At 70.3% G+C, this 18,508-nt stretch carries 21 protein-coding genes and 1 pseudogene; 7 read left to right on the forward strand and 15 right to left on the reverse strand.

Annotated elements, in window-relative coordinates; all coding sequences use genetic code 11:
• Nucleotides 1–11: 11 nt before the first annotated feature.
• The 6 genes from WA967_RS06670 to WA967_RS06695 form a co-directional block, all read right to left on the reverse strand.
• Nucleotides 12–755 (reverse strand): pyrimidine reductase family protein, encoded by a 744-nt coding sequence (locus WA967_RS06670; RefSeq protein ID WP_424420320.1) that lies wholly within the window; start codon nt 753–755, stop codon nt 12–14.
• Between the two features lie 12 nt (nt 756–767).
• Complete coding sequence (gene folP / locus WA967_RS06675) at nt 768–1,709, reverse strand: dihydropteroate synthase (RefSeq protein WP_424420322.1); 942 nt, start codon at nt 1,707–1,709, stop codon at nt 768–770.
• On the reverse strand, nt 1,706–2,845 hold the full coding sequence (locus tag WA967_RS06680; protein ID WP_424420325.1) for an NAD(P)/FAD-dependent oxidoreductase: 1,140 nt from the start codon (nt 2,843–2,845) through the stop codon (nt 1,706–1,708). Before WA967_RS06680 ends, folP begins: the two co-directional genes overlap by 4 nt.
• Nucleotides 2,846–2,886: 41 nt before the next feature.
• A complete protein-coding gene (gene folE / locus WA967_RS06685) occupies nt 2,887–3,540 on the reverse strand; it encodes a GTP cyclohydrolase I FolE (RefSeq protein ID WP_424420327.1) in 654 nt (217 codons plus the stop codon).
• A gap of 84 nt (nt 3,541–3,624) precedes the next feature.
• Nucleotides 3,625–3,903: a hypothetical protein gene (locus WA967_RS06690; RefSeq protein WP_424420329.1), complete on the reverse strand. Its 279-nt coding sequence runs from the start codon at nt 3,901–3,903 to the stop codon at nt 3,625–3,627.
• 58 nt (nt 3,904–3,961) lie between these two features.
• The gene (locus WA967_RS06695; RefSeq protein WP_424420332.1) at nt 3,962–4,267 is read right to left on the reverse strand and encodes a YciI family protein; all 306 of its coding nucleotides are present in this window, start codon (nt 4,265–4,267) and stop codon (nt 3,962–3,964) included.
• Between the two features lie 78 nt (nt 4,268–4,345).
• On the opposite strand from WA967_RS06695, the gene WA967_RS06700 reads away from it, so the two are divergent.
• On the forward strand, nt 4,346–4,789 hold the full coding sequence (locus WA967_RS06700) for a 5'-nucleotidase C-terminal domain-containing protein (protein WP_424420335.1): 444 nt from the start codon (nt 4,346–4,348) through the stop codon (nt 4,787–4,789).
• Nucleotides 4,790–4,813: 24 nt separating this feature from the next.
• Here the strand turns inward: WA967_RS06700 and WA967_RS06705 are convergent, their stop codons facing one another.
• Nucleotides 4,814–5,848, reverse strand: coding sequence for a tocopherol cyclase family protein (locus WA967_RS06705; RefSeq protein ID WP_424420337.1), 1,035 nt, complete (start codon nt 5,846–5,848; stop codon nt 4,814–4,816).
• A gap of 187 nt (nt 5,849–6,035) precedes the next feature.
• On the opposite strand from WA967_RS06705, the gene WA967_RS06710 reads away from it, so the two are divergent.
• Nucleotides 6,036–7,658: an acyl-CoA dehydrogenase family protein gene (locus WA967_RS06710; RefSeq protein WP_424420340.1), complete on the forward strand. Its 1,623-nt coding sequence runs from the start codon at nt 6,036–6,038 to the stop codon at nt 7,656–7,658.
• A gap of 71 nt (nt 7,659–7,729) precedes the next feature.
• Here WA967_RS06710 and WA967_RS06715 read toward each other — a convergent pair whose 3' ends face one another.
• Together WA967_RS06715 and WA967_RS06720 are read right to left on the reverse strand one after the other, a co-directional pair.
• Complete coding sequence (locus WA967_RS06715; protein ID WP_424420343.1) at nt 7,730–7,963, reverse strand: hypothetical protein; 234 nt, start codon at nt 7,961–7,963, stop codon at nt 7,730–7,732.
• A gap of 169 nt (nt 7,964–8,132) precedes the next feature.
• The gene (locus tag WA967_RS06720) at nt 8,133–8,861 is read right to left on the reverse strand and encodes an SDR family oxidoreductase (protein ID WP_424420346.1); all 729 of its coding nucleotides are present in this window, start codon (nt 8,859–8,861) and stop codon (nt 8,133–8,135) included.
• A 42-nt stretch (nt 8,862–8,903) separates the two neighbouring features.
• Here WA967_RS06720 and WA967_RS06725 point away from each other — a divergent pair, with 42 nt between their 5' ends.
• From WA967_RS06725 to WA967_RS06735, 3 genes are all read left to right on the forward strand, one after another.
• Nucleotides 8,904–9,281 (forward strand): MerR family transcriptional regulator, encoded by a 378-nt coding sequence (locus tag WA967_RS06725; protein WP_424420349.1) that lies wholly within the window; start codon nt 8,904–8,906, stop codon nt 9,279–9,281.
• Nucleotides 9,282–9,492: 211 nt separating this feature from the next.
• A complete protein-coding gene (locus WA967_RS06730; RefSeq protein ID WP_424420352.1) occupies nt 9,493–9,921 on the forward strand; it encodes a MarR family winged helix-turn-helix transcriptional regulator in 429 nt (142 codons plus the stop codon).
• Nucleotides 9,922–10,119: 198 nt separating this feature from the next.
• The gene (locus WA967_RS06735) at nt 10,120–11,724 is read left to right on the forward strand and encodes an SPFH domain-containing protein (protein ID WP_424420355.1); all 1,605 of its coding nucleotides are present in this window, start codon (nt 10,120–10,122) and stop codon (nt 11,722–11,724) included.
• 66 nt (nt 11,725–11,790) lie between these two features.
• On the opposite strand, the gene WA967_RS06740 is transcribed toward WA967_RS06735, so the two are convergent.
• Nucleotides 11,791–12,180 (reverse strand): winged helix-turn-helix transcriptional regulator, encoded by a 390-nt coding sequence (locus tag WA967_RS06740; protein WP_424420358.1) that lies wholly within the window; start codon nt 12,178–12,180, stop codon nt 11,791–11,793.
• Between the two features lie 70 nt (nt 12,181–12,250).
• Here WA967_RS06740 and WA967_RS06745 point away from each other — a divergent pair, with 70 nt between their 5' ends.
• Both WA967_RS06745 and hrpB read left to right on the forward strand, forming a co-directional pair.
• The gene (locus tag WA967_RS06745; protein WP_424420361.1) at nt 12,251–13,231 is read left to right on the forward strand and encodes a zinc-dependent alcohol dehydrogenase family protein; all 981 of its coding nucleotides are present in this window, start codon (nt 12,251–12,253) and stop codon (nt 13,229–13,231) included.
• A gap of 40 nt (nt 13,232–13,271) precedes the next feature.
• Nucleotides 13,272–15,828: pseudogene (hrpB, locus tag WA967_RS06750) on the forward strand (ATP-dependent helicase HrpB).
• On the opposite strand, the gene WA967_RS06755 reads toward hrpB, so the two are convergent.
• The 5 genes from WA967_RS06755 to WA967_RS06775 are packed head-to-tail and all read right to left on the reverse strand — an operon-like array spanning nt 15,829 to nt 18,504.
• Entirely contained in the window at nt 15,829–16,119 is a 291-nt protein-coding gene (locus tag WA967_RS06755; RefSeq protein ID WP_424420363.1) for a type II toxin-antitoxin system RelE/ParE family toxin, read from the reverse strand.
• On the reverse strand, nt 16,116–16,349 hold the full coding sequence (locus WA967_RS06760; RefSeq protein ID WP_424420365.1) for a type II toxin-antitoxin system ParD family antitoxin: 234 nt from the start codon (nt 16,347–16,349) through the stop codon (nt 16,116–16,118). The genes WA967_RS06755 and WA967_RS06760 overlap by 4 nt, the downstream gene beginning before the upstream one ends.
• Before the next feature lie 40 nt (nt 16,350–16,389).
• Nucleotides 16,390–17,118 (reverse strand): ABC transporter permease, encoded by a 729-nt coding sequence (locus WA967_RS06765; RefSeq protein WP_424420368.1) that lies wholly within the window; start codon nt 17,116–17,118, stop codon nt 16,390–16,392.
• Nucleotides 17,115–17,867, reverse strand: a complete 753-nt coding sequence (locus WA967_RS06770) for an ABC transporter ATP-binding protein (RefSeq protein WP_424420568.1) — start codon at nt 17,865–17,867, stop codon at nt 17,115–17,117. The genes WA967_RS06765 and WA967_RS06770 overlap by 4 nt, the downstream gene beginning before the upstream one ends.
• A 49-nt stretch (nt 17,868–17,916) precedes the next feature.
• The gene (locus WA967_RS06775; protein WP_424420371.1) at nt 17,917–18,504 is read right to left on the reverse strand and encodes a TetR family transcriptional regulator; all 588 of its coding nucleotides are present in this window, start codon (nt 18,502–18,504) and stop codon (nt 17,917–17,919) included.
• Nucleotides 18,505–18,508 lie beyond the last annotated feature (4 nt).

Here is an 18,508-nt window from a genome sequence, read left to right on the forward strand (position 1 = left end):
GCCGCCCAGCCTCAGAGCAGGTAGTGCAGCAGCAGCTCGTCGCCGGCGCGCAGCACCGACGACAGACGCGCCGAGGCGGGAGTGAACGGGCCCCGCGCGATGCGGCCGGCATCCCCGGAGTCCACAGCCGGGGCGAGGGTCAGATGCAGAGCATCCACTGCACCGGCCGCCAGCAGCGCGCCGAACAGCGACGGACCGCCCTCGGAGTGGATCCTCCGCAGGCCGCGAGACGCCAGATCCGAGCGCATCAGCGCGAAGTCGACCGATTTCTCCCCCACCAGAACGACATCGGCGACAGCCCCCAGAGCCTCTCGTCTGTCGGCAGGAGCGGATGCCGTGGTGTACACGATCGGCCGCACCGGCGCGTCCGTGAACAACTCCGATGCGGGATCGAGCGCCAGCCTCCGGCTGACCGTGGCCAGCACGGGATGCGCGGGCATCCCGGCATCCATCCGCCATGCGGCGGATGCGTCGTCCAGACGGAAGCCGCCGTAGCCCTCGTCGCGCAGGGTGCCGGCGCCGACCAGCACCACGTCGGCCTCCCTGCGCAGCAGTTCGAACATCCGCCGGTCGGCGGCATCGCCCAGCGTGCCCGACCGCCCCTCGCGAGTGGCCGCCCCGTCGGCACTGGCGACGAAGTTCACGCGCAGCCACGTGTCCGCAGCGGGGAACGCCGTCTGCGCCAGCAGCGCCTCATCATCCAGAGCTGATGCCGGATCCGGCCAGATCCGGTCGATCACACCATCGTCAACCATGCCTCCAGCCTGTCAGACGTTGTGCGTGGGGTGCGTGTTGTGCTCGAGCCTGACCGGCTGCCGCCACCCCTGGATCGCTTCGATCATACGCACCGCGTCGACGGTCTGCGGGATGTCGTGCATGCGCACGATCCGCGCCCCGCTGAGGATGCACGCGGTCATGGCCGCCAGCGATCCCGAGAGGCGCTCGCCCTGCGGGCGGTCGAGCGACTCGCCGATGAAGTCCTTGTTGGACACGGCCACCAGCAGCGGCGCGTCGATCGTGGCGATCTCGTCCAGCCGGCGGGTGATCTCCAACGTGTGCAGCGTGTTCTTGTCGAGGTCGTGACCGGGGTCGATGATCAGCCGCTCGTGCGGGACCCCTGCGGCCTCGGCCCGTGCCATCCTCTCCACGAGGAAGGCCCGCACCTCGCCGACCACGTCGTCGAAGTGCGCGGCAGGCTTCTCGGCACGCGGCGGACCGACGCTGTGGGTGATGACGACGTGCGCCTGACTCTTCGCGATCACGTCGGCCATACGGGGGTCGCCCAGCCCACTGGTGTCGTTGATCACCGCGGCACCCGCGTCGATCGCCGCGGAGGCGACCTCGGCGTTGTTGGTGTCGACCGAGATGACCAGTTCGGGGCGGGCGGCGGTGATGGCGGCCACCACGGGCGCCACGCGGTCGATCTCCTCGGCGGTGGTGACCACCGGGCCGCGCCCGAACGGCACGCCCCCGATGTCCACCCAGTCGGCGCCCTGATCGCCCGCACGCAGCGCGCTCTCCACGGCGCGATCCAGAGCGAACGTGGCACCCTTGTCGTAGAACGAGTCGGGCGTGCGGTTGATCACGGCCATCACCGCGACCTGACGCGAGAAGTCGAAGTCACGGATGCCGATGCGGCGACGCTTCGACCGGCTCAGCGACCCAGGCAGGCTCGCCGTACCGGCATCCGTTCCTTCGGCCGATGTCATCGAGACGTGCCGATGCTGTCACGGACAGCGTCGGACGCGTCCCAGTCGTTCGCGTGCATGGCCGCGCGGACGATGCCGTCCTTGACCCAGTAGGCGCGGAACGCGCCGCCGTTCGCGACGTCGGTGTTGCCCTCGATGTCGACGCGGTCGTAGCCGTCGGGTCCGACGCTGCCGAAGTACTCCATGCCCAGGTCGTACTGGTCGGTGAAGAAGTACGGCAGGTGCGAGTACTGCTCGCTGCCGCCTGCGAGGTTGTGCGCGGCGACCTTGCCCTGCTCGATGGCGGTGTCCCAGTGCTCCACGCGGATGCGACGGCCCAGCACGGGGTGCTGCTGCAGCGCGATGTCACCGACCGCGTAGATGTCGGGGTCGGAGGTGCGCAGGGTCTCATCGACCAGCACGCCGCGGTCCACTTCCAATCCGGCACCCTCGGCCAGTTCGATGTTGGGGATGGCGCCGATGCCGACCACGACGAGGTCGGCCGCGGCCATGGCCTCCTCGGTGACGGGGGTGCCCAGGCGCAGATCCACGCCGTGGGCGCGGTGCAGGTCGGCGAACAGCGTCGCGACCTCCGGGCCGAGGACCGCCACCAGCGGCAGGTCGGCGACCTCGTAGACGGTCACCTCGGCATCCTTCTGACGTGCGGCCGATGCGACCTCCAGGCCGATCCAGCCGGCGCCGACGATGACGACCTTGGCGCCGGGCTTGAGAGCCTCGAGCAGGCGCGCGTTGTCCTCGACGGTGCGCAGGTAGACGGGGTTCGAGACCTTGTCGGCGACAGGGAAGTGCCGGGGCGAGGCCCCGGTGGCCAGCAGCAGCTTGTCGTACGAGTGCTCGGTGCTCTCGCCGCCGGCGACGGGCTCGGCGCGCAGGGTGTGCGCGGCCGGGTCGATCGAGACGACCTTCACGCCGCGCTCCAGCTGCACGTTGTTCGCGGTGTACCACGCGGCATCGTGCACCTGTGCCTCTTCGACCTGCTTGCTGCCCAGCAGCACCTCCTTGGAGAGCGGCGGACGCTCGTAGGGAAGGTGGTCCTCAGCGGAGTAGATGACGACCTCCCCGTCGTACCCCTTCTCACGAAGCTCCGTTGCTGCAGTGGCGGCTGCGAGTCCTCCGCCGACGATCGCGATGGTCATCTTGTGTCCTTCCTTCGGTGCTCTGTTGTGTGTCTGTGGGCTCAGCGCGTGCGATCCGCGGCGAGCGAGAGGAACTCGGCGCGCGAACGCGGGTCGTCGCGCAGGATGCCGCGCAGCGCCGACGTCGACGTGTTCGATCCGGTGGCGCGGGCGCCGCGCAGGGTCATGCAGGTGTGCGTGGCCTCGATGACCACGCCGATGCCGCGGGGCTGCAGGCGGGCTGCCAGCGCGTCGGCGATCTGCACGGTCAGGCGCTCCTGGGTCTGCGGGCGGCGGGCATAGTAGTCCACCATGCGCGGCAGCTTGGACAGGCCCACGACTCGATCTGCGGGCAGGTAGGCCACGTGCGCGACGCCGGTGAACGGCAGCAGGTGGTGCTCGCAGATCGAGTGCACCGGGATGTCTCGGACGAGGACCAGTTCGTCGTAGCCCTCGGAGTTGGCGAACGTGGTGAAGTCGAATGGCTCCGGCGACATCAGCTCGGCATAGGCCTCGGCGAAGCGGCGAGGCGTGCGGGCCATGTCCGGGGCGGCGGGGTCGTCGGGATCGATGCCCAGGGCCTTCAGGAACGCCCGTCCGGCCTGCTCGGCGGCGGCCAGGTCGACGGCTCGGGGAACTGCCTCGATGCGCGTCCGCTGGGGCGCGTCATCGCGCACTTCCCGTGCGCTGCCGTCGTGAATCGCTGTCATGCTCATGGCCACCCTCCGTGCCGTCTTCTCCCTCTATGAGACACCCGAAGGGCTTCTAAATGCAAGTCTTATATTTTTTAGAAGGACGACTCACGCATCCGCCACGACTTCGAGGCGCCTCTCGATGTGCGCGAGGTCGGCGCGGATGCGCGCGATGGAGCCCGGCGAGAACCTGCGCACCTGCAGCGAGAGGATGACCTCCGCGTCGATGGGACTGATGTCCAGCTCTGCGCACAGCGCGCGATTCAAGGCGGCGTCATCGCCCTCGGTCGCCGCGCAGACCTGGAGGATTCTCGGCGCCTGTTCCGCCGCCATCAGCGTGATGCCGAGCAGCCACCGACGACCCTGCAGGTTCTGCTTCTCGCTCATGATGAGACCCTAGCCCGCGGGCGGCGCGGCAGCCAGAGCCGAGAGCGGATGTCGGGATTCAGGCCGCCGGGCGGAAGAACTTCACCGGCTGGATGGTGATGTCCTTCCAGACGCCGCCGGTGATGTACGGCTCCGCGTCGTACCAGGCGCGGAACGCGTCCTCGTCGGGGAACTCGACGTGCAGCGACGAGCCGATCATGGCCCCGCCGTCGTCGACCAGCGCGGCGGCGCTGCGCAGCACGCCGGCATCCGCCAGGCGCTGCGCCCCGGCCAGGTGCTCGGCGCGCACGGCCAGACGCCGACCGGGTGCGCCCTCATCGGTGCCGTCCAGCCCTGTGACGATGTATTCGACTGCTTCGCTCATGGCATCAGGTTAGGACTTTCCGTCATCCGACGTTCACCGCAAGTCTCTTCCCGCACGTCTCCCGCAGTGGTTCCATCGATGGCCTCGGTGCTCAGCGGCGCGCAGATCAAGGACTACCTGGAGTACTCGGCGAAGTACTTCGCGCAGGTGGCGTCGTCTGCTCCCGTCGCGCCCGACAGCTGGACCCGAGCGCTGGGCACCCCGGATTACAACTACGACCAGTTCTCGGGCGTGACCTACGACGTGGACATCGCACAGCCGGTCGGGTCGCGCATCCTGAACCTGTCGTGGGACGGTGCGCCCGTGGATCCGGACGCGAGGTTCGTCGTGGCGATCAACAACTACCGCCAGTCCGGCGGCGGCGGCTTCCCGCACGTCACCACGGCACCCGTGGTGTACAACGCGCAGGTCGCGATCCGAGAGGCCATCGTCGCGTACGCCACGGCTGCGGGAGTGATCGATCCCGCCGACTTCCACGTGGAGAACTGGAGGCTCGTGCGCGACGGGGTTCCGGTGTTCTGATCCCTCCGGGTGATCGCTCCCCGATCAGCCGGTGACAGGCGGGGCATGGGTCGCCGCCGGATCCAGCCCGCGGCGCACCAGCTCGGCCCGCGCACGCTCGAGCCCGCCGTGCTCCAGCCCCGCCAGCGCGGAGCGCCCCGCCCAGACGACGCGACCACGTCGCCGCACCGTGACCTCGAGCACTCCGGCGAGGTGCTCGAGTGCGCCCGCGGTGTTGCGCTCCTGAGACGGCAGCGGCACCGGCAGGATGTGGGATGCGCCCCGCGGTGCCGTCCCGTCGATGTCGATCGTCCATCCGAAGCCCCGGCCCCGCAGCATCCACCTCTCATCCTCGGCGACCGCGTGCACCGGGCTGACGCCGGGGTTGCCGAGCCGGATGACGCGCCCGCCCGGCAGCCGCACCACCAGTCCCGTCACCTCGGTGCGTAATGGCCCCGCGTGGATCTGCCCGCCCGCGAACGCCACGCACGCGTCGCGTTCTTCGAATCCCTGCGCCTGCCCCCACCACCAGGAATCGGGGAACCCCTCCCGGCCCCAGTTCTTCTCGGCGTAGATCTGCGCGTCGCGCAGCTGCCAGGTCTCATCGCCCAGACGTGCGGTGCCGTTGACCCGCCCGCCGAGCAGCCACGGATGCCAGTACTGGTTCAGCGCCGGCACGGCCTGAAAGATGCTCGATCCGCCGAACGCACGGTGTGACCAGGGCAGCGGGTCGCTGATCGTCACGTCGAGGCGGGCATCGGGTCCGAGGTCGACGCACAGCCTCCGGTCGTCGCCATGGAAGGCGTCGCCGGCATGGGCGCCCACACGGGTCGGGTCGGCGGATGCCGTCCGATGCGCGTCCACGCGCAGGAACCCGCTCGGATGCGCGGCGAACCCGAGGGTCGCCCATGGCCCTTTCGGGCCGAGGTTGACGCCGTTCAGGGCGATCATCACCCGGCCGGTCGCGGGATCGGTGATGCGCCAGAAGTAGCCCTCCATCGCGACCCCCGGATGCGCGGGCAACGGGCTCTGGAACGGCAGATCCGCCCCGGTCGATCGGTACCACGCGCGCAGGCCCATGGGCGTTGTCTATCACGACCGGTTTCGGAGGGGAAGGCGGTTGCGCCGCCCCGGCGCCGGTGAGGGTCCCTTGTCTCGGCGGACGGTCAGTGATTGCATCGAGATCGACGGCCGATGAGACCCACCGCCACCGGCTCCGACTCCGGCTCCGGCTCCGGCGAACCCGCAGCGCCGTCGAGGAGGAATCGTGAGCACGCACATCGTCGCCAATCAGGCGCCGCCCCGGGTCGGACTGGACGAATACGCGGTCAACCCGGCCCTGGTCGAGGGCGTGGCGCGCTACGACGCCGGCTGGGCGCACGAGCAGCTGGGCGGAGTCGGCCGGCTGGTGGGCGGGGCGGAGTTCCAGGCGGATGCCCGACGAGCCGACCGCCATGAGCCGGTGCTGCACACGCACGACAGGTGGGGCTTCCGCATCGACGAGGTCGAGTACGACCCGTCGTATCACCGCATCATCGGCGCGGCCGTCGCAGCCGGAGCGCACACCGGCGCGTTCGCCAGCCCGGGTCCCGGCGCCGGCGTCGCCCGCGCAGCGGCGTTCATGCTGTTCGCACAGGTGGAGCCGGGGCACGCGTGCCCGATCTCGATGACGCACTCCGCTGTGCCGGTGATCGCCGCGAACGATGATCTCGCCGCCGAATGGATGCCGCGGATGCTGTCGACCGAGTACGACGGCGCACTGCGCATCGGCAAGAGCAGTGCGCTGTTCGGCATGGCGATGACCGAGAAGCAGGGCGGCTCGGATGTGCGCGCCAACACCACAGCGGCAGCGCCACTGGGCGATGGACGGTATGCGCTGACCGGCCACAAGTGGTTCTGCTCGGCCCCGATGTCCGACGCGTTCCTCGTGCTCGCGCAGGCCCCCGGCGGGCTGTCGTGCTTCCTGCTGCCGCGAATGCTGGAGGACGGCACACTCAATGGCATCCGGATCATGCGACTGAAGGACAAGCTGGGCAACCGGTCGAACGCATCCAGCGAGGTGGAGTACGAGGGAGCGATCGGGCGGTTGGTCGGGGAGGAGGGCCGGGGCGTGCGGACGATCATCGAGATGGTCGCGAACACACGGCTGGACTGCATTCTCGGCTCTGCCGCGGGGATGCGGCAGGCGACGGCCGAGGCGGCCTGGCATGTGCGGCATCGTGCCGCGTTCGGGCGGATGCTGATCGATCAGCCTGCGATGACGGCCGTCGTGGCCGATCTGCAGCTGGAGACCGAGGCGGCGACGGCCGCCGCGCTGCGCCTCGCACGGGCGTACGACGTGGACGCCGATGACCAGGAGACGGCGTTCCGACGGCTGGGAACCGCGGTCATGAAGTACTGGGTGTGCAAGCGCGGTCCAGCGCACGCCGCCGAGGCGCTGGAGTGCCTGGGCGGCAACGGCATCACCGAGGACTTCCCGCTCGCGCTGCGTTATCGCGAGCAGCCCGTCATGGCGGTCTGGGAGGGCTCGGGCAATGTGATCGCCCTGGACGTGCTGCGCGCCCTGACCCGCGAGCCGGAGTCGTTCGAGGCGTTCGACGCGGAAGTCGCTCTGGCCTCGGGGACGGATGCCCGGTTCGATGCGCACCTCGGGCGGATGCGGGGGCTCGCCCGCGGCATCCTCTCCTCCCCCGCACCGGAGACGCAGGCCAGACGGCTGGTCGCCGACATGGCGCTGGCATTGCAGGCGTCCCTGCTGCTGCGCACCGCCCCGGCCGCAGTCGCGGACGGTTTCGTCGCCTCCCGACTGGGCGACGGTGCGACCTACGGGCACCTCTTCGGGGCGCTGCCGTCTGGGGTGGATGCCTCCGGAATCGCAGCCCGGGCCTGACCTCTTCCGAAGGCCCGGTGTGCCCGCCGCGCCGGCGGACCCTCGCATCACCTGGTGCGTGCGCGCTCCCGTCACGGCTGCGTGGTGAGGCCGCCGTCGATCACGAGGTCGGCGCCGGTGATGTTGCCGGCGAGAGGATGCGCGCGGCGCATCCTGCGGGCTGGCATCGCGCGCCGTCGCGGGCGGAGGCGCTCCGGCTCATGGGAGAGCTGGACGATGACCAGCCGGCCGAGCTGACGCTGCGGGGGCAGGCGGACCTCAGGGCGTTCGGAGACCCGCTCGGGTCGGCGATGTTCAATGTGCACGGTCAGTACCTTCGCGCTCTCGAGCAGCACCTGGACACCGCGTTCGACCGGCTGGGCAATCCGGGGCGGTGCAGCGCTTCGTCGAGACGGCGCGCGCGGAACGCGACCGGTGCATGGCGGATGCCGCGTCAGGGCGATGCCCGACAAGACGGATGAAGCGGCGGCCGCATCAGTGCGCGACGTCGGCGAGCTGCGGGTAGATCCGCTCCGGTGCGCTCGAGAGCAGTTGCTTGATGCCCGCCGTCTGGGCGTCGAGCATCTCGAGACGACCCTCGACGAGCGCATCGAGCGCGGCCGAGATGACCACCTCCGGGCCGTTCTTGGGAATGTCGATGCCCGCCATCATGTCGGTATCCGTAGCGGCCAGGTGCACGGCCAGCACGTGAGTGCCCTGTGCAGCGAGCTCGAGGCGCACCGCGTTGGTGAGCTGCCACTGGGCCGCCTTGCCCACGGCGTACGCCCCGTGGCCGACATCCGAGATGAAGGAGAGCGCTGACATGACGTTGATGATCGCCCCGCCGCCGTTCGCGGCGAGCACGGGGGCGAAGGCCCTGGTCATCCTGAGCGTGCCCCAGAAGTGCGTGTCCAGCTCGGCGCGCACGGCGTCGAGCTCACCGGTGACGAGCGGGGTGCCGGTCGCGATCCCGGCGTTGTTGACGAGCAGGTCCACGTCGGCCGCGGCGTCGCGGGCTGCCTGGATGGTCTCCTCGCGGGTGATGTCGACGGCCAGCGTGCGCACGCGGTCGCCGTATTCGGCGCGCAGCGCATCCAGGGTCTCCGGGCGCCGCGCGGTGGCGTACACCGCGCGGGCTCCGCGGGAGAGCAGCTGGCGGGTGAAGACGCGCCCGAGCCCGCGGTTGGCGCCGGTGACGAGTGCGGTGGAGTTCTCGATGTTCATGTCAGGAAGAGTAGGAGCTGACACCGGTGTGAGGGTCAAGCCATGAGGATCGCCGAGCTCGCACGCCGCACCGGCACGAGCCCTCGCTCGCTGCGGTACTACGAGGAGCAGGGGCTGCTTGCTCCGACGCGCACGCCAGGCGGGATGCGCGAATACGGCGACGACTCCGTGGACCACGTCATCCTCATCCAGTACTTCCTCGCCGCCGGCCTGAACAGCGCGACCATCGCGACGATGATGCCGTGCGCATGCACTCATCGCACCACGCCTGCAATGGTCGATGCGCTGCTGCGACGACGTGAAGTGCTCGACCGTCGCGTCCGCGAGCTGACGGCGATGCGGGATCTCGCCGACGTCCTGATCATGCAGGCGCGGGAGCGGCTCGACGGCGTGCCCGCCACTGTGGGCCGACCGGAGTGACGATTTCCGTGACCAAACCGTTGCATTCGTTACCTCGCCGTTATACACTCATCGCACGGTGAATGTTTGCTGTGGCATGAACCGCATGTGATTGCAGGACACTCTTGGTGCAAGGGACAAGGGCCGGCCGGAAGCCTCTCCGACCGGCCCTTACTTGTGCCCGGCATCCGCTGCGCCCGTGATGTCGCCGCACGACACTACGCTGATGGTCATGACCGATCGAGAGCTCGCACTCCGCGCCTGGGAGAGCCTGTTCCGCGCCCAGCACGAGCTGCTCGCCGAGATGTCCGGCGACTTCAGCGCCGCCGACATCACCGAAGCCGAGTACGACGTGCTGCTCACGGTGGTGCGCTCCGGCGAGATGACCGCGCGTCTGCGTGACGTCACCGCCAACTCGCTGATCAGCCAGCCCAGCGTCTCGCGCCTGGTCGACCGGATGGTCGCCCGCGAGCTCATCACCAAGGCGGTCGATCCCGAGGACGGTCGCGGCGCGCTCCTCACGGCGACGGATGCCGGCGCCCGGGCGTTCCGTCAGATGGCCACCCGCCACGGCCGCTCCATCGCCGAGAGGATGTCGCGCCTGGATGACGAGGAGCTGGCGACCCTGTACGCACTCACTCAGAAGCTGCGCGGGAACTGACGCGACCCTTCACTTCGACTCGCTCCGCTCGCTCACTACAGGCGACGGGCTCAGGGACCCGGTGGTCGAGGCTCAGGGACCCAGTGGTCGAGGCTCAGGGACCCAGTGGTCGAGGCTCAGGGATCCTTGTGTCACCCCTTCACCAGGAATCTGGCAGGGTGGTTCCCGAACACACCTTGTGAGGGGAAGGGTACTTCTATGGAGATCGCCGGAATCATCGGCATCCTGATCGTCGTCGGCATCGCCGTCGCCGCCGCCATCATCATCGCGCTCATCCTGCTGCTGTTCGCACGCAGCTGGATCAAGGTCGCCCGCGCCGACGAGGCGCTGGTCATCTCAGGTCGCAAGCAGAAGGTGCAGCGCGCGGTGATCAACGCCGACGGCAGCACCAGCTCCGAACTCGGCGAATCGCCCGTGACGGTCATCGTCAACGGCAAGTCGCTCGTCAACCCGATCACGCAGCGCCACGAGATCATCTCGCTGCGCTCGCGTCAGGTGCTGCTGAACGCGGAGGCGCAGTCACTGGATTCCGTCACGCTGAACGTCGACGGCGTCGCGATCGTGAAGATCGGCTCCGATCCGCTGTACGTGCGCCGCGCCGCCGAGCGCTTCGCCTCGCAGGACAAGGCCATCGAGCAGTTCACCACCGAGCAGCTGGAGGGCGCGCTGCGCGGCATCGTCGCCACGCTGTCCGTCGTGGAGCTCATGCGCGAGCGCAAGAAGTTCTCGGATCAGATCGCCGCCGACGTCTCAAGTGAACTCGCCGATCAGGGTCTGATCCTGGACTCGTTCCAGATCAAGGGCATCACCGACAAGGTCGGCTACATCCAGTCGCTGGGTGCGCCCGAGATCCAGGCCAAGCGCCAGGCCGCGGAGATCTCGCAGACCAACGCCGACCGTGCGATCAACCAGAAGAACATCGCCAACCAGGAAGCCAACCTGATCGAGCAGACCGCGCTCGACACCAACACCGCCAACGCGAACGCCGGCATCGGCCGCGCCCGTGCCGAGGCCGAGCAGGCCGAGCAGCTCGCCCGCGCCCAGGCCGAGCAGGCCGTTCTGCAGCAGCAGGCCGAGAACAAGCAGGCTCAGCTGGATGCCGACGTCAAGCGCGTCGCCGACGCGCAGCGGTACGAGGCCGAGACCCGCGCCCAGGCCGACCTGTTCACCCGTGAGAAGGCCGCTGAGGCTGCCGCGATCGAGCAGGTCAAGCAGGCCGAGGCGCGCACGCGCATCGCCGAGCAGCAGGCGCAGGCAGACAAGGCGCGTGCAGCCGGTGAGGCCGCCGCGGCCGAGGCGAAGGCCACCGGTGAGGCCAATGCTCTGCGCGCGCAGGCCGAAGCAGAGGCCGAGGCCCGCCGCGTGCGCGCCAATGCCGAGGCCGAGGCGATCCGAGCCGAGGGTGAAGCCCGCGCCGCCGCCGTCGAGGCGGAGGCGAAGGCCATCGCGTCCAACCAGGAGGCGTTCCTGTCACAGCGCGTGCTCGAGGTGCTGCCGTCGATCATGTCCGAATTCGCGAAGGGCTACGCGGCGATCGGCAACGTGTCGATCATCGGCGGCTCCGGCGAGGACGGCGCCTCCAGCGTCGTGGGCGGCGACAGCGCCAGAGCGATGCGCTCGGTGTTCGACAGCGTCAGCTCCGCCACCGGCCTCGACCTCGCCGCCATCATCCAGGGACAGGCCATCGGCCGCGGCCTCGGCGAGGGGCTCGGCGAGGGCATCGGCCGGGCTCAGGCATCCGCCCCCGCCACTGGCGCGCCCGTGGCGACTGCCACGCAGACGGCGGAGAAGACCGCCGAGTGACCGCCGACTGACCGCCGGGTGAGCACGGGCGCCGATCGCGAGCATCCCTCGCGGTCGGCGCCCGCATCATCCCTGAGGCGTGCGCGGACCGGACGCGGACGCCCGCGCCGCCTCCGCTGTCTCCTGGAACTCGACGATCGCCGCACTGTTGTCCTGCGCCCAGCGGGTGAGCACCTCGATCGGCTCCGCGAGCGTCTCGCCTATCTCGCTCAAGCTGTACTCGACCGCGCGACCGGAGGTGCGGCGGTCCACCAGCCCATACTCCTGAAGGCGGCGCAACGTCTGCGTCAGGACTTTGCGCGACACGCCGCCGATCACATCCACGAGTTCGCCATGCCTGCGAGGCCGTCGGCTGAGTGCGAAGAGGGCGAGAACCGCCCACTTGTCGGAGAGGATCTCGGTCGCGAGCCGGGTGGGGCAATCGACGAGCTGAGCACGTGGGTCGTCGTTCTGCACCCACCAGAGGTTACCAGCAGGTAACCGCTCGCTTCCTAACGTGGAGAAGTTCCCGACGATAGGAGTGCACATGCCACGCGTGATCGAATTCGACCGGTTCGGCGGCCCGGAAGTCCTGCAGGTCCGCGACGCCGATCTCCCGGACCCGGCGGACGGGGAAGTGCGGGTCCGCATCGAGGCGTTCGCGATCAACCCGCTGGATGTGATGGCGCGCTCCGGTCAGGCCCCTGCGCCTGTGCCGCTCCCGCGCGCGCGGCTGGGAGTCGAGGCCACCGGAGTGGTCGACGCGCTCGGCGCGGGCGTGAGCGCCATGCACGTCGGCGATCCGGTCATCATCGCCGCCGTGCCGGATGCGGCCGCACACGGGACCTACGCCGACTACGTCACCGTCCCGACGGATCGCCTGCTGCCCCGCCCGCCCCAGCTCGACGTCCCCGAGGCGGCCGCGGTGTGGGTCGCCTACTCCACGGCATACGGCGCACTCGTGGAGACGGCGGGGATGCGGGCCGGCGACCAGGTGGTCATCACCGCGGCATCCGGAGCCGTGGGGCGGGCCGCGGTCCAGCTCGCCGACTACTCCGGCGCCCATCCGATCGCCATCACCCGCAGCACCGCGAAATCCGAGAGCCTGCGGCGCGCCGGTGCCGCCGTCGTCGTGGCCACCGATGCGGAGGATCTCGTCGCCGCGGTCGCCCGCCGCACCGAGGGCCGCGGCGCCGACATCGCCCTCGACCTGGTCGGAGGCCCGGGCGTCGACGACATCGCCCGCGCGACACGGCCCGGTGGTTCGCTGATCCTGGCGGGCTTCCTGGACCCGCGGCCTGCGCCACTGCCCTACGCCCCGGTGACGCTGCGCCGCTACCGCAGCTTCGACCACACGCTCGACCCGATCGTCGTCCGCCGGATGGCGAGCTTCCTGGACGCAGCCACGCGCGCAGGTGCGCTGCGGCCGCGCATCGAGCGGATCTTCCCGATCGACCGGATCGCGGACGCGCACGCGCATCTCGCGAGCGCCCGGCACCAGGGCGGGAAGATCGTCGTCACCACCTGAGCGGACTGCCCGCCCCGGACGGGCACGAGAAGATGGACTCGTGCACCGCCGACCGTTCGACCTGGACCGCATCGGGGAGGGCCTGTCCTTCCACCGAGCCCTCGACGAGCTGGCGCGGTCGCTGGAATCCGCGCGCGCAGTCGTCGTGACCGCTCCGCCGGGTACCGGGAAGACCACGCTCGTCCCGCCGCTGCTGGTCTCTCGCACCGCCGGCCGAGTGGTCGTCACCCAGCCCCGACGCGTGGCGGCTCGTGCCGCAGCCAGACGACTGGCGCAGCTGGACGGCTCGGCGCTGGGCGACCGGGTGGGCTTCACCGTCCGCGGCGAGCGCCGGGTCGGGCCCGATACCCGCATCGAGTTCGTCACCGCCGGTGTGCTGCTGCGGCGGATGCTGGACGACCCGGGCCTCGACGGCGTCGGCGCCGTGGTCATCGACGAGGTGCACGAGCGGGCGCTGGAGACCGACCTGCTGATCGGGCTGCTCGGCGAGGTGAGGGAGCTGCGCGACGACCTCGTCGTCGTGGCCATGTCCGCCACCCTCGACGCGGAGCACCTGGCGCGCGTGCTGGGCTCCGAGGACGCCCACGCCCCCGTCGTGGATCACCGCGTCCCCGCCTTTCCGCTGACCGAGATCTGGGCGCCCGGCTCCGCACCCCGGCTGGATCAGCGCGGAGTGACCGGGGCGTTCCTCGACCATGTCGCGCGCACCGCGGCATCCGCTGCACAGGACCTGACCGAGACCGACCCGGCCGCCGACGTGCTCGTGTTCGCGCCCGGCGCTCGCGAGGTCGCCGGGATCGCCCGCCGCCTGAGAGGCCAGACCGAGGGCTTCGACGTGCGCGAGCTGCACGGGCAGGTCCCCGCGGCGGAGCAGGACGCAGTGGTGCGCGTGCGTCGGCCGGAAGAGGCCCCCGCGCATCATCGTCACGACCTCGCTGGCCGAGTCATCGCTCACGGTGCCCGGCGTGCGCCTGGTCGTGGACAGCTGCCTGTCCCGGCATCCGCGCCGCGATGCCGCGCGCGGCATGACCGGGCTCGTGACCGTCGGATCGTCAAGGTCGTCTTCCATCCAGCGGGCCGGTCGAGCCACCCGGCAGGGGCCGGGGACCGTGATCCGGTGCATCGACGAGCGCACCTACTCCGCGGCTCCGGCCCGGCCCGCACCCGAGATCGCCACCAGCGACCTCGCCGATGCCGCCCTGCTGCTCGCCAGCTGGGGAGCGCCAGGCGGTGACGGCCTGAGCCTGATCGACCCACTGCCCTCCGACGCTCTCGCCGACGCACTCGGGGTGCTGCGCGGCCTCGGTGCCGTGGACGACGAGGGACGCGCCACCTCCGCAGGCCGCGCGCTCGCCCGCATCCCGACCGATCCGCGCCTGGCCCGTGCGCTGCTCGACGGGGCGCCGCTGGTGGGCGCGCGTCTCGCCGCCGAAGTGGTGGTGCTGCTGGGCGGGCAGCTCCGCATCCGGGATGCCGACGTGGCCGATGCCCTGGTCGCCCTGCGGGGACGGCGCGACACGGAGGCGAAGAGCTGGGCCCGCGATGCGGAGCGGATGCTGCGGTTCGCCCCGCTCGACGGCCCCGTCCGCCCCAGCATGGACGACGTCGGGCTGGTGATCGCGCTGGCCTTCCCCGAGCGGGTCGCACGGCGCGTGGATCGCTCCGCCGACGGGGCGAGCTTCCTGCTGGCCTCGGGCACCCGCGCCGGTGTGCGCGGTGCGCTGGCGGGCGCCGAATGGCTTGCGGTCGCCGACGTCGCGCTGTCCGGCGGCCGCACGGCGGCAGGATCGGGCGCCGTGATCCGCGCTGCCGCGGCGATCAGTGAGGAGCAGGTGGAGAAGGCGGCCGGGCGTCTGCTGACCGACCGTGTCGAGGCGAACTTCGAGAAGGGTCGCGTCTCCGCGCGCCGCGAGCGCCGGGTCGGCGCCATCGTGCGCTCGTCAGTGCCGGTGCGCGCGACTGCAGACGAGGGCAGGGATGCCGTGCGCCGTGCCCTGCAGCGCGAGGGCCTGGGGCTGTTCACCTGGACGGATGCGGGCGACGCACTGCGGCGGAGGATGAGCCTGCTGCACCGCAAGCTCGGAGACCCCTGGCCGGATGTGTCGGACGACGGCCTGCTGGCGGACCTGGACTCCTGGCTCGGGCCGGAGCTGGATCACCTGGCCACCGGCACTCCCACCAGCAGACTGGATCTGGCATCCGCTCTGCGCCGCCTGCTGCCCTGGCCGGCCGCCACACACTTCGACGAGCTCGCACCGGAACGTCTCGAGGTGCCCACGGGCTCCCGCATCCGCATCGCCTACCCGCCGCTGGACGATCCCGCAGCGCGCCCCGTCGTAGCCGTGAAACTGCAGGAGTGCTTCGGCTGGGCGCAGACGCCGAGGCTGGCCGACGGACGGGTGCCGGTGCTGTTCCACCTGCTCTCCCCTGCCGGGCGCCCGCTGGCCGTCACCGACGACCTGGCGTCGTTCTGGTCGGGGCCCTACGCGCAGGTGCGCGCCGAGATGCGCGGGCGCTACCCCAAGCATCCGTGGCCCGAGGATCCCTGGGCCGCGACGCCCACCAGGCATACGAAGAACCGCACCGAGAAGGGATGATCACATGTGCCGGGATGGATCCATCCGCTGGTGCAGGATGCGAATCACATCAACGCCGTCAGCGGCCACACGATAGAAGATGAGATGACTCCCGATGCGGTATCGCCGATATCCCTCGCGGATGTCATCGCAGGCGCGCCCGCGATCCGGATCCTCAGCGATCCGCTCGACAGCGGCTCTGAGTTCGGAGATGTACGTCTCAGCCTGTACGCCGTCCCAGTGCTCCTGCGTGAAGTCCCAGATGTCCGAGAGATCACGCTGGGCCGCCGGCGTGAGCCGATACGAGTTCACGCCTTCTTGCTCGCGATGAACGCATCGAAGTCGAAGTTTTCCGGCTCACCGCTGTTCTCGCCTGCGACGAGTGCGCCGCGCAGGGCCGCGAGACGGGTCTCCTGATCCTCCAGCAGTCGCAGGCTCGCCCGCACCACTTCACTGGCCGAACGGTAGCGCCCGGAGCCGACCTGCTCGGCGAGGAAGACGGCGAAGTGATCGTCCAGGCTGATCGATGTGTTCTGAGCCATGGACCGATTCTACCAATTGTTGGTAATTCAGGCGCCCTGTCTACGGCGTGCGGCGGCGCAGCGTGAGCGGCGCCAGCACCAGGCATCCGATCGCGAACGCCGCCACGATCAGCAGCGGGGCGCCGACGTCCCAGCCGGTGTCGCCCCGGGCGACGGCTTGGATGGCGTCGATGGCGTGACTGAGCGGCAACCAGTCCGAGATCGCATACAGCACGTCGGGCATCTGGTCGCGCGGCATGAACAGGCCGCCGAGGATGATCTGCGGGAACACCAGCACAGGCATGAACTGCACGGCCTGGAACTCGGTCTGCGCGAACGCGCTGGCCAGCAGACCGAGGGCCGTGCCCAGCACGGCATCCACCACCGCGACCGACCCCAGCTGCCACAGCGGGCCGTCGACGGTCAGTCCGCACACGTACACGGCGAACGCCACTGTGACGATCGCCTGCAGGATGGCCATCAGTCCGAACGCCAGCGCATAGCCGAGGATGAAGTCGCCCTTGCCGAGCGGGGTGGTCATCAGCCGCTCGAGCGTGCCGGAGCGGCGCTCGCGCAGCGTGGTGATCGAAGTGATGAGGAACATCACGATGAACGGGAAGAGCGCCAGGATCGCGCCGCCGAATCGGTCGAAGACACCGTCCTGATCGGCGAACAGCCAGGCGAACAGGCCCACCAGCAGGCTCGGCGCGATGAGCATGAGCGCGATGGAGCGCGGGTCGTGGCGCAACTGCTGCAGCACGCGACCGGCGGTGGCGAAGGTGCGGTTCATCGTTCCTCCTCTCTCCGGGAGCGTCGTGTCTCGTGGCCGGCATCGCGCTGGATGAGCGTGAGGAAGGCGGTCTCGGCATCCGTCTGACCGGTGTCGGCCAGCAGCTGCTGCGGCGTCGTGTCGGCGATGATCCGGCCGTCGCGCATGAGCAGCAGGCGGTCGCAGCGCAGTGCCTCGTCCATCACGTGACTGGAGACCAGCATGGTGGTGCCCGTGTCGGCGATCCCGCGGAACAGAGTCCACAGCTCGTTGCGCAGCACCGGATCCAGGCCCACGGTCGGCTCGTCCAGTACGACCAGCTCGGGGCTGCCGAGCAGCGCGGCGCCCAGCGAGACGCGGCCCCGCTGGCCACCGCTGAGCGCGTCGACGGGCTGGTTCGCGTGGCTGGAGAGCCCCACCTGGGCCAGCACGCGGTCGACGTCGGCGCGGGGGGCGCCGAGGACGGATGCGAAGTAGCGCAGGTTCTCGCGCACCGTGAGGTCGGTGTACACGGCGGAGCCCTGCGTGCCGTACGAGACTCGGTTGCGCAGCGCACGAGAGCCGGCCGGTTCGCCGAGCACCTCGACGCTGCCGCCGTGGGTGCGCTGCACTCCGACGATGGAGCGCATGAGCGTGGTCTTGCCGCACCCGGACGGTCCGAGCAGACCGATCACCTGTCCACCTGGGACACGCAGCGACAGTCCGTCGAACACGTCATGGCGCCCGCGCCGCACCCGCAGTCCGTCGATCACCACCACGTCCTTATTCATCATGTGATGAATTATTCACCGGGAGGACCGGAAGATCAAGACCGAGAGGTCAGTCGAACAGGTAGCGCTGGATCGACGGGGCGACTCGCGCCACGAGGTCGTCGATCGGGGCATCCGCCATCGCCGGGAGCTTCACGACGTACCGGGTGATGAGGAGCCCGGCGACCTGCGACGCCACCAGCGATGCCCGCAGCTCGGCATCCGGGGCATCCAGCTCGGCCGCGATGCGCGGCAGCAGCTCGCGCGAGAGGAACCCGGTCACGAGCGGAGCCGTCAGCTTGCCGCTGATCGCGGTGCGCAGGATGATGATGCCGCGTTTGCGCACAGTGGGACGCTCGAACGACTCCAGCACGAAGCGGATGATGCGCTCCCCCGCCTGCTCGCGCGGCCCGCGCAGGATGCGCGGCACCTCCAGATCAGGTCGCAGCGGGAAATCCGTGACCTCGGCGAACAGGTCGGCCTTCGCACCGAAGTAATGGTGCACGAGCGCGGGATCCACCCCGGCCCGCGCGGCGATGCCCCGCACGGTCGCTCCGTCGTAGCCGTGCTCGCCGAACTCATGCACGGCCGCCGCCGCGATGCGGGCCCGGGAGTCGGACTCCCCCGGAGGACGCCCTCTGCCGCGCCTGGTCGTCATGAGG

Origin of the sequence: Microbacterium sp., from assembly GCF_049650565.1 — a bacterium.
Classification (GTDB): domain Bacteria; phylum Actinomycetota; class Actinomycetes; order Actinomycetales; family Microbacteriaceae; genus Microbacterium.

What these genes read in the sequence shown, in the direction of transcription:
- WA967_RS06720 (WP_424420346.1), bottom strand. Translation starts at nt 8,861, where the DNA reads ATGAACATCGAGAACTCCACCGCACTCGTCACCGGCGCCAACCGCGGG.
- folE (WP_424420327.1), bottom strand. Translation starts at nt 3,540, where the DNA reads ATGAGCATGACAGCGATTCACGACGGCAGCGCACGGGAAGTGCGCGAT.
- WA967_RS06670 (WP_424420320.1), bottom strand. Translation starts at nt 755, where the DNA reads ATGGTTGACGATGGTGTGATCGACCGGATCTGGCCGGATCCGGCATCA.
- WA967_RS06735 (WP_424420355.1), top strand. Translation starts at nt 10,120, where the DNA reads ATGGAGATCGCCGGAATCATCGGCATCCTGATCGTCGTCGGCATCGCC.
- WA967_RS06725 (WP_424420349.1), top strand. Translation starts at nt 8,904, where the DNA reads ATGAGGATCGCCGAGCTCGCACGCCGCACCGGCACGAGCCCTCGCTCG.
- WA967_RS06680 (WP_424420325.1), bottom strand. Translation starts at nt 2,845, where the DNA reads ATGACCATCGCGATCGTCGGCGGAGGACTCGCAGCCGCCACTGCAGCA.
- WA967_RS06745 (WP_424420361.1), top strand. Translation starts at nt 12,251, where the DNA reads ATGCCACGCGTGATCGAATTCGACCGGTTCGGCGGCCCGGAAGTCCTG.
- WA967_RS06695 (WP_424420332.1), bottom strand. Translation starts at nt 4,267, where the DNA reads ATGAGCGAAGCAGTCGAATACATCGTCACAGGGCTGGACGGCACCGAT.
- WA967_RS06770 (WP_424420568.1), bottom strand. Translation starts at nt 17,867, where the DNA reads ATGAATAAGGACGTGGTGGTGATCGACGGACTGCGGGTGCGGCGCGGG.
- WA967_RS06775 (WP_424420371.1), bottom strand. Translation starts at nt 18,504, where the DNA reads ATGACGACCAGGCGCGGCAGAGGGCGTCCTCCGGGGGAGTCCGACTCC.
- WA967_RS06690 (WP_424420329.1), bottom strand. Translation starts at nt 3,903, where the DNA reads ATGAGCGAGAAGCAGAACCTGCAGGGTCGTCGGTGGCTGCTCGGCATC.
- WA967_RS06730 (WP_424420352.1), top strand. Translation starts at nt 9,493, where the DNA reads ATGACCGATCGAGAGCTCGCACTCCGCGCCTGGGAGAGCCTGTTCCGC.
- folP (WP_424420322.1), bottom strand. Translation starts at nt 1,709, where the DNA reads ATGACATCGGCCGAAGGAACGGATGCCGGTACGGCGAGCCTGCCTGGG.
- WA967_RS06700 (WP_424420335.1), top strand. Translation starts at nt 4,346, where the DNA reads ATGGCCTCGGTGCTCAGCGGCGCGCAGATCAAGGACTACCTGGAGTAC.
- WA967_RS06765 (WP_424420368.1), bottom strand. Translation starts at nt 17,118, where the DNA reads ATGAACCGCACCTTCGCCACCGCCGGTCGCGTGCTGCAGCAGTTGCGC.
- WA967_RS06760 (WP_424420365.1), bottom strand. Translation starts at nt 16,349, where the DNA reads ATGGCTCAGAACACATCGATCAGCCTGGACGATCACTTCGCCGTCTTC.
- WA967_RS06705 (WP_424420337.1), bottom strand. Translation starts at nt 5,848, where the DNA reads ATGGGCCTGCGCGCGTGGTACCGATCGACCGGGGCGGATCTGCCGTTC.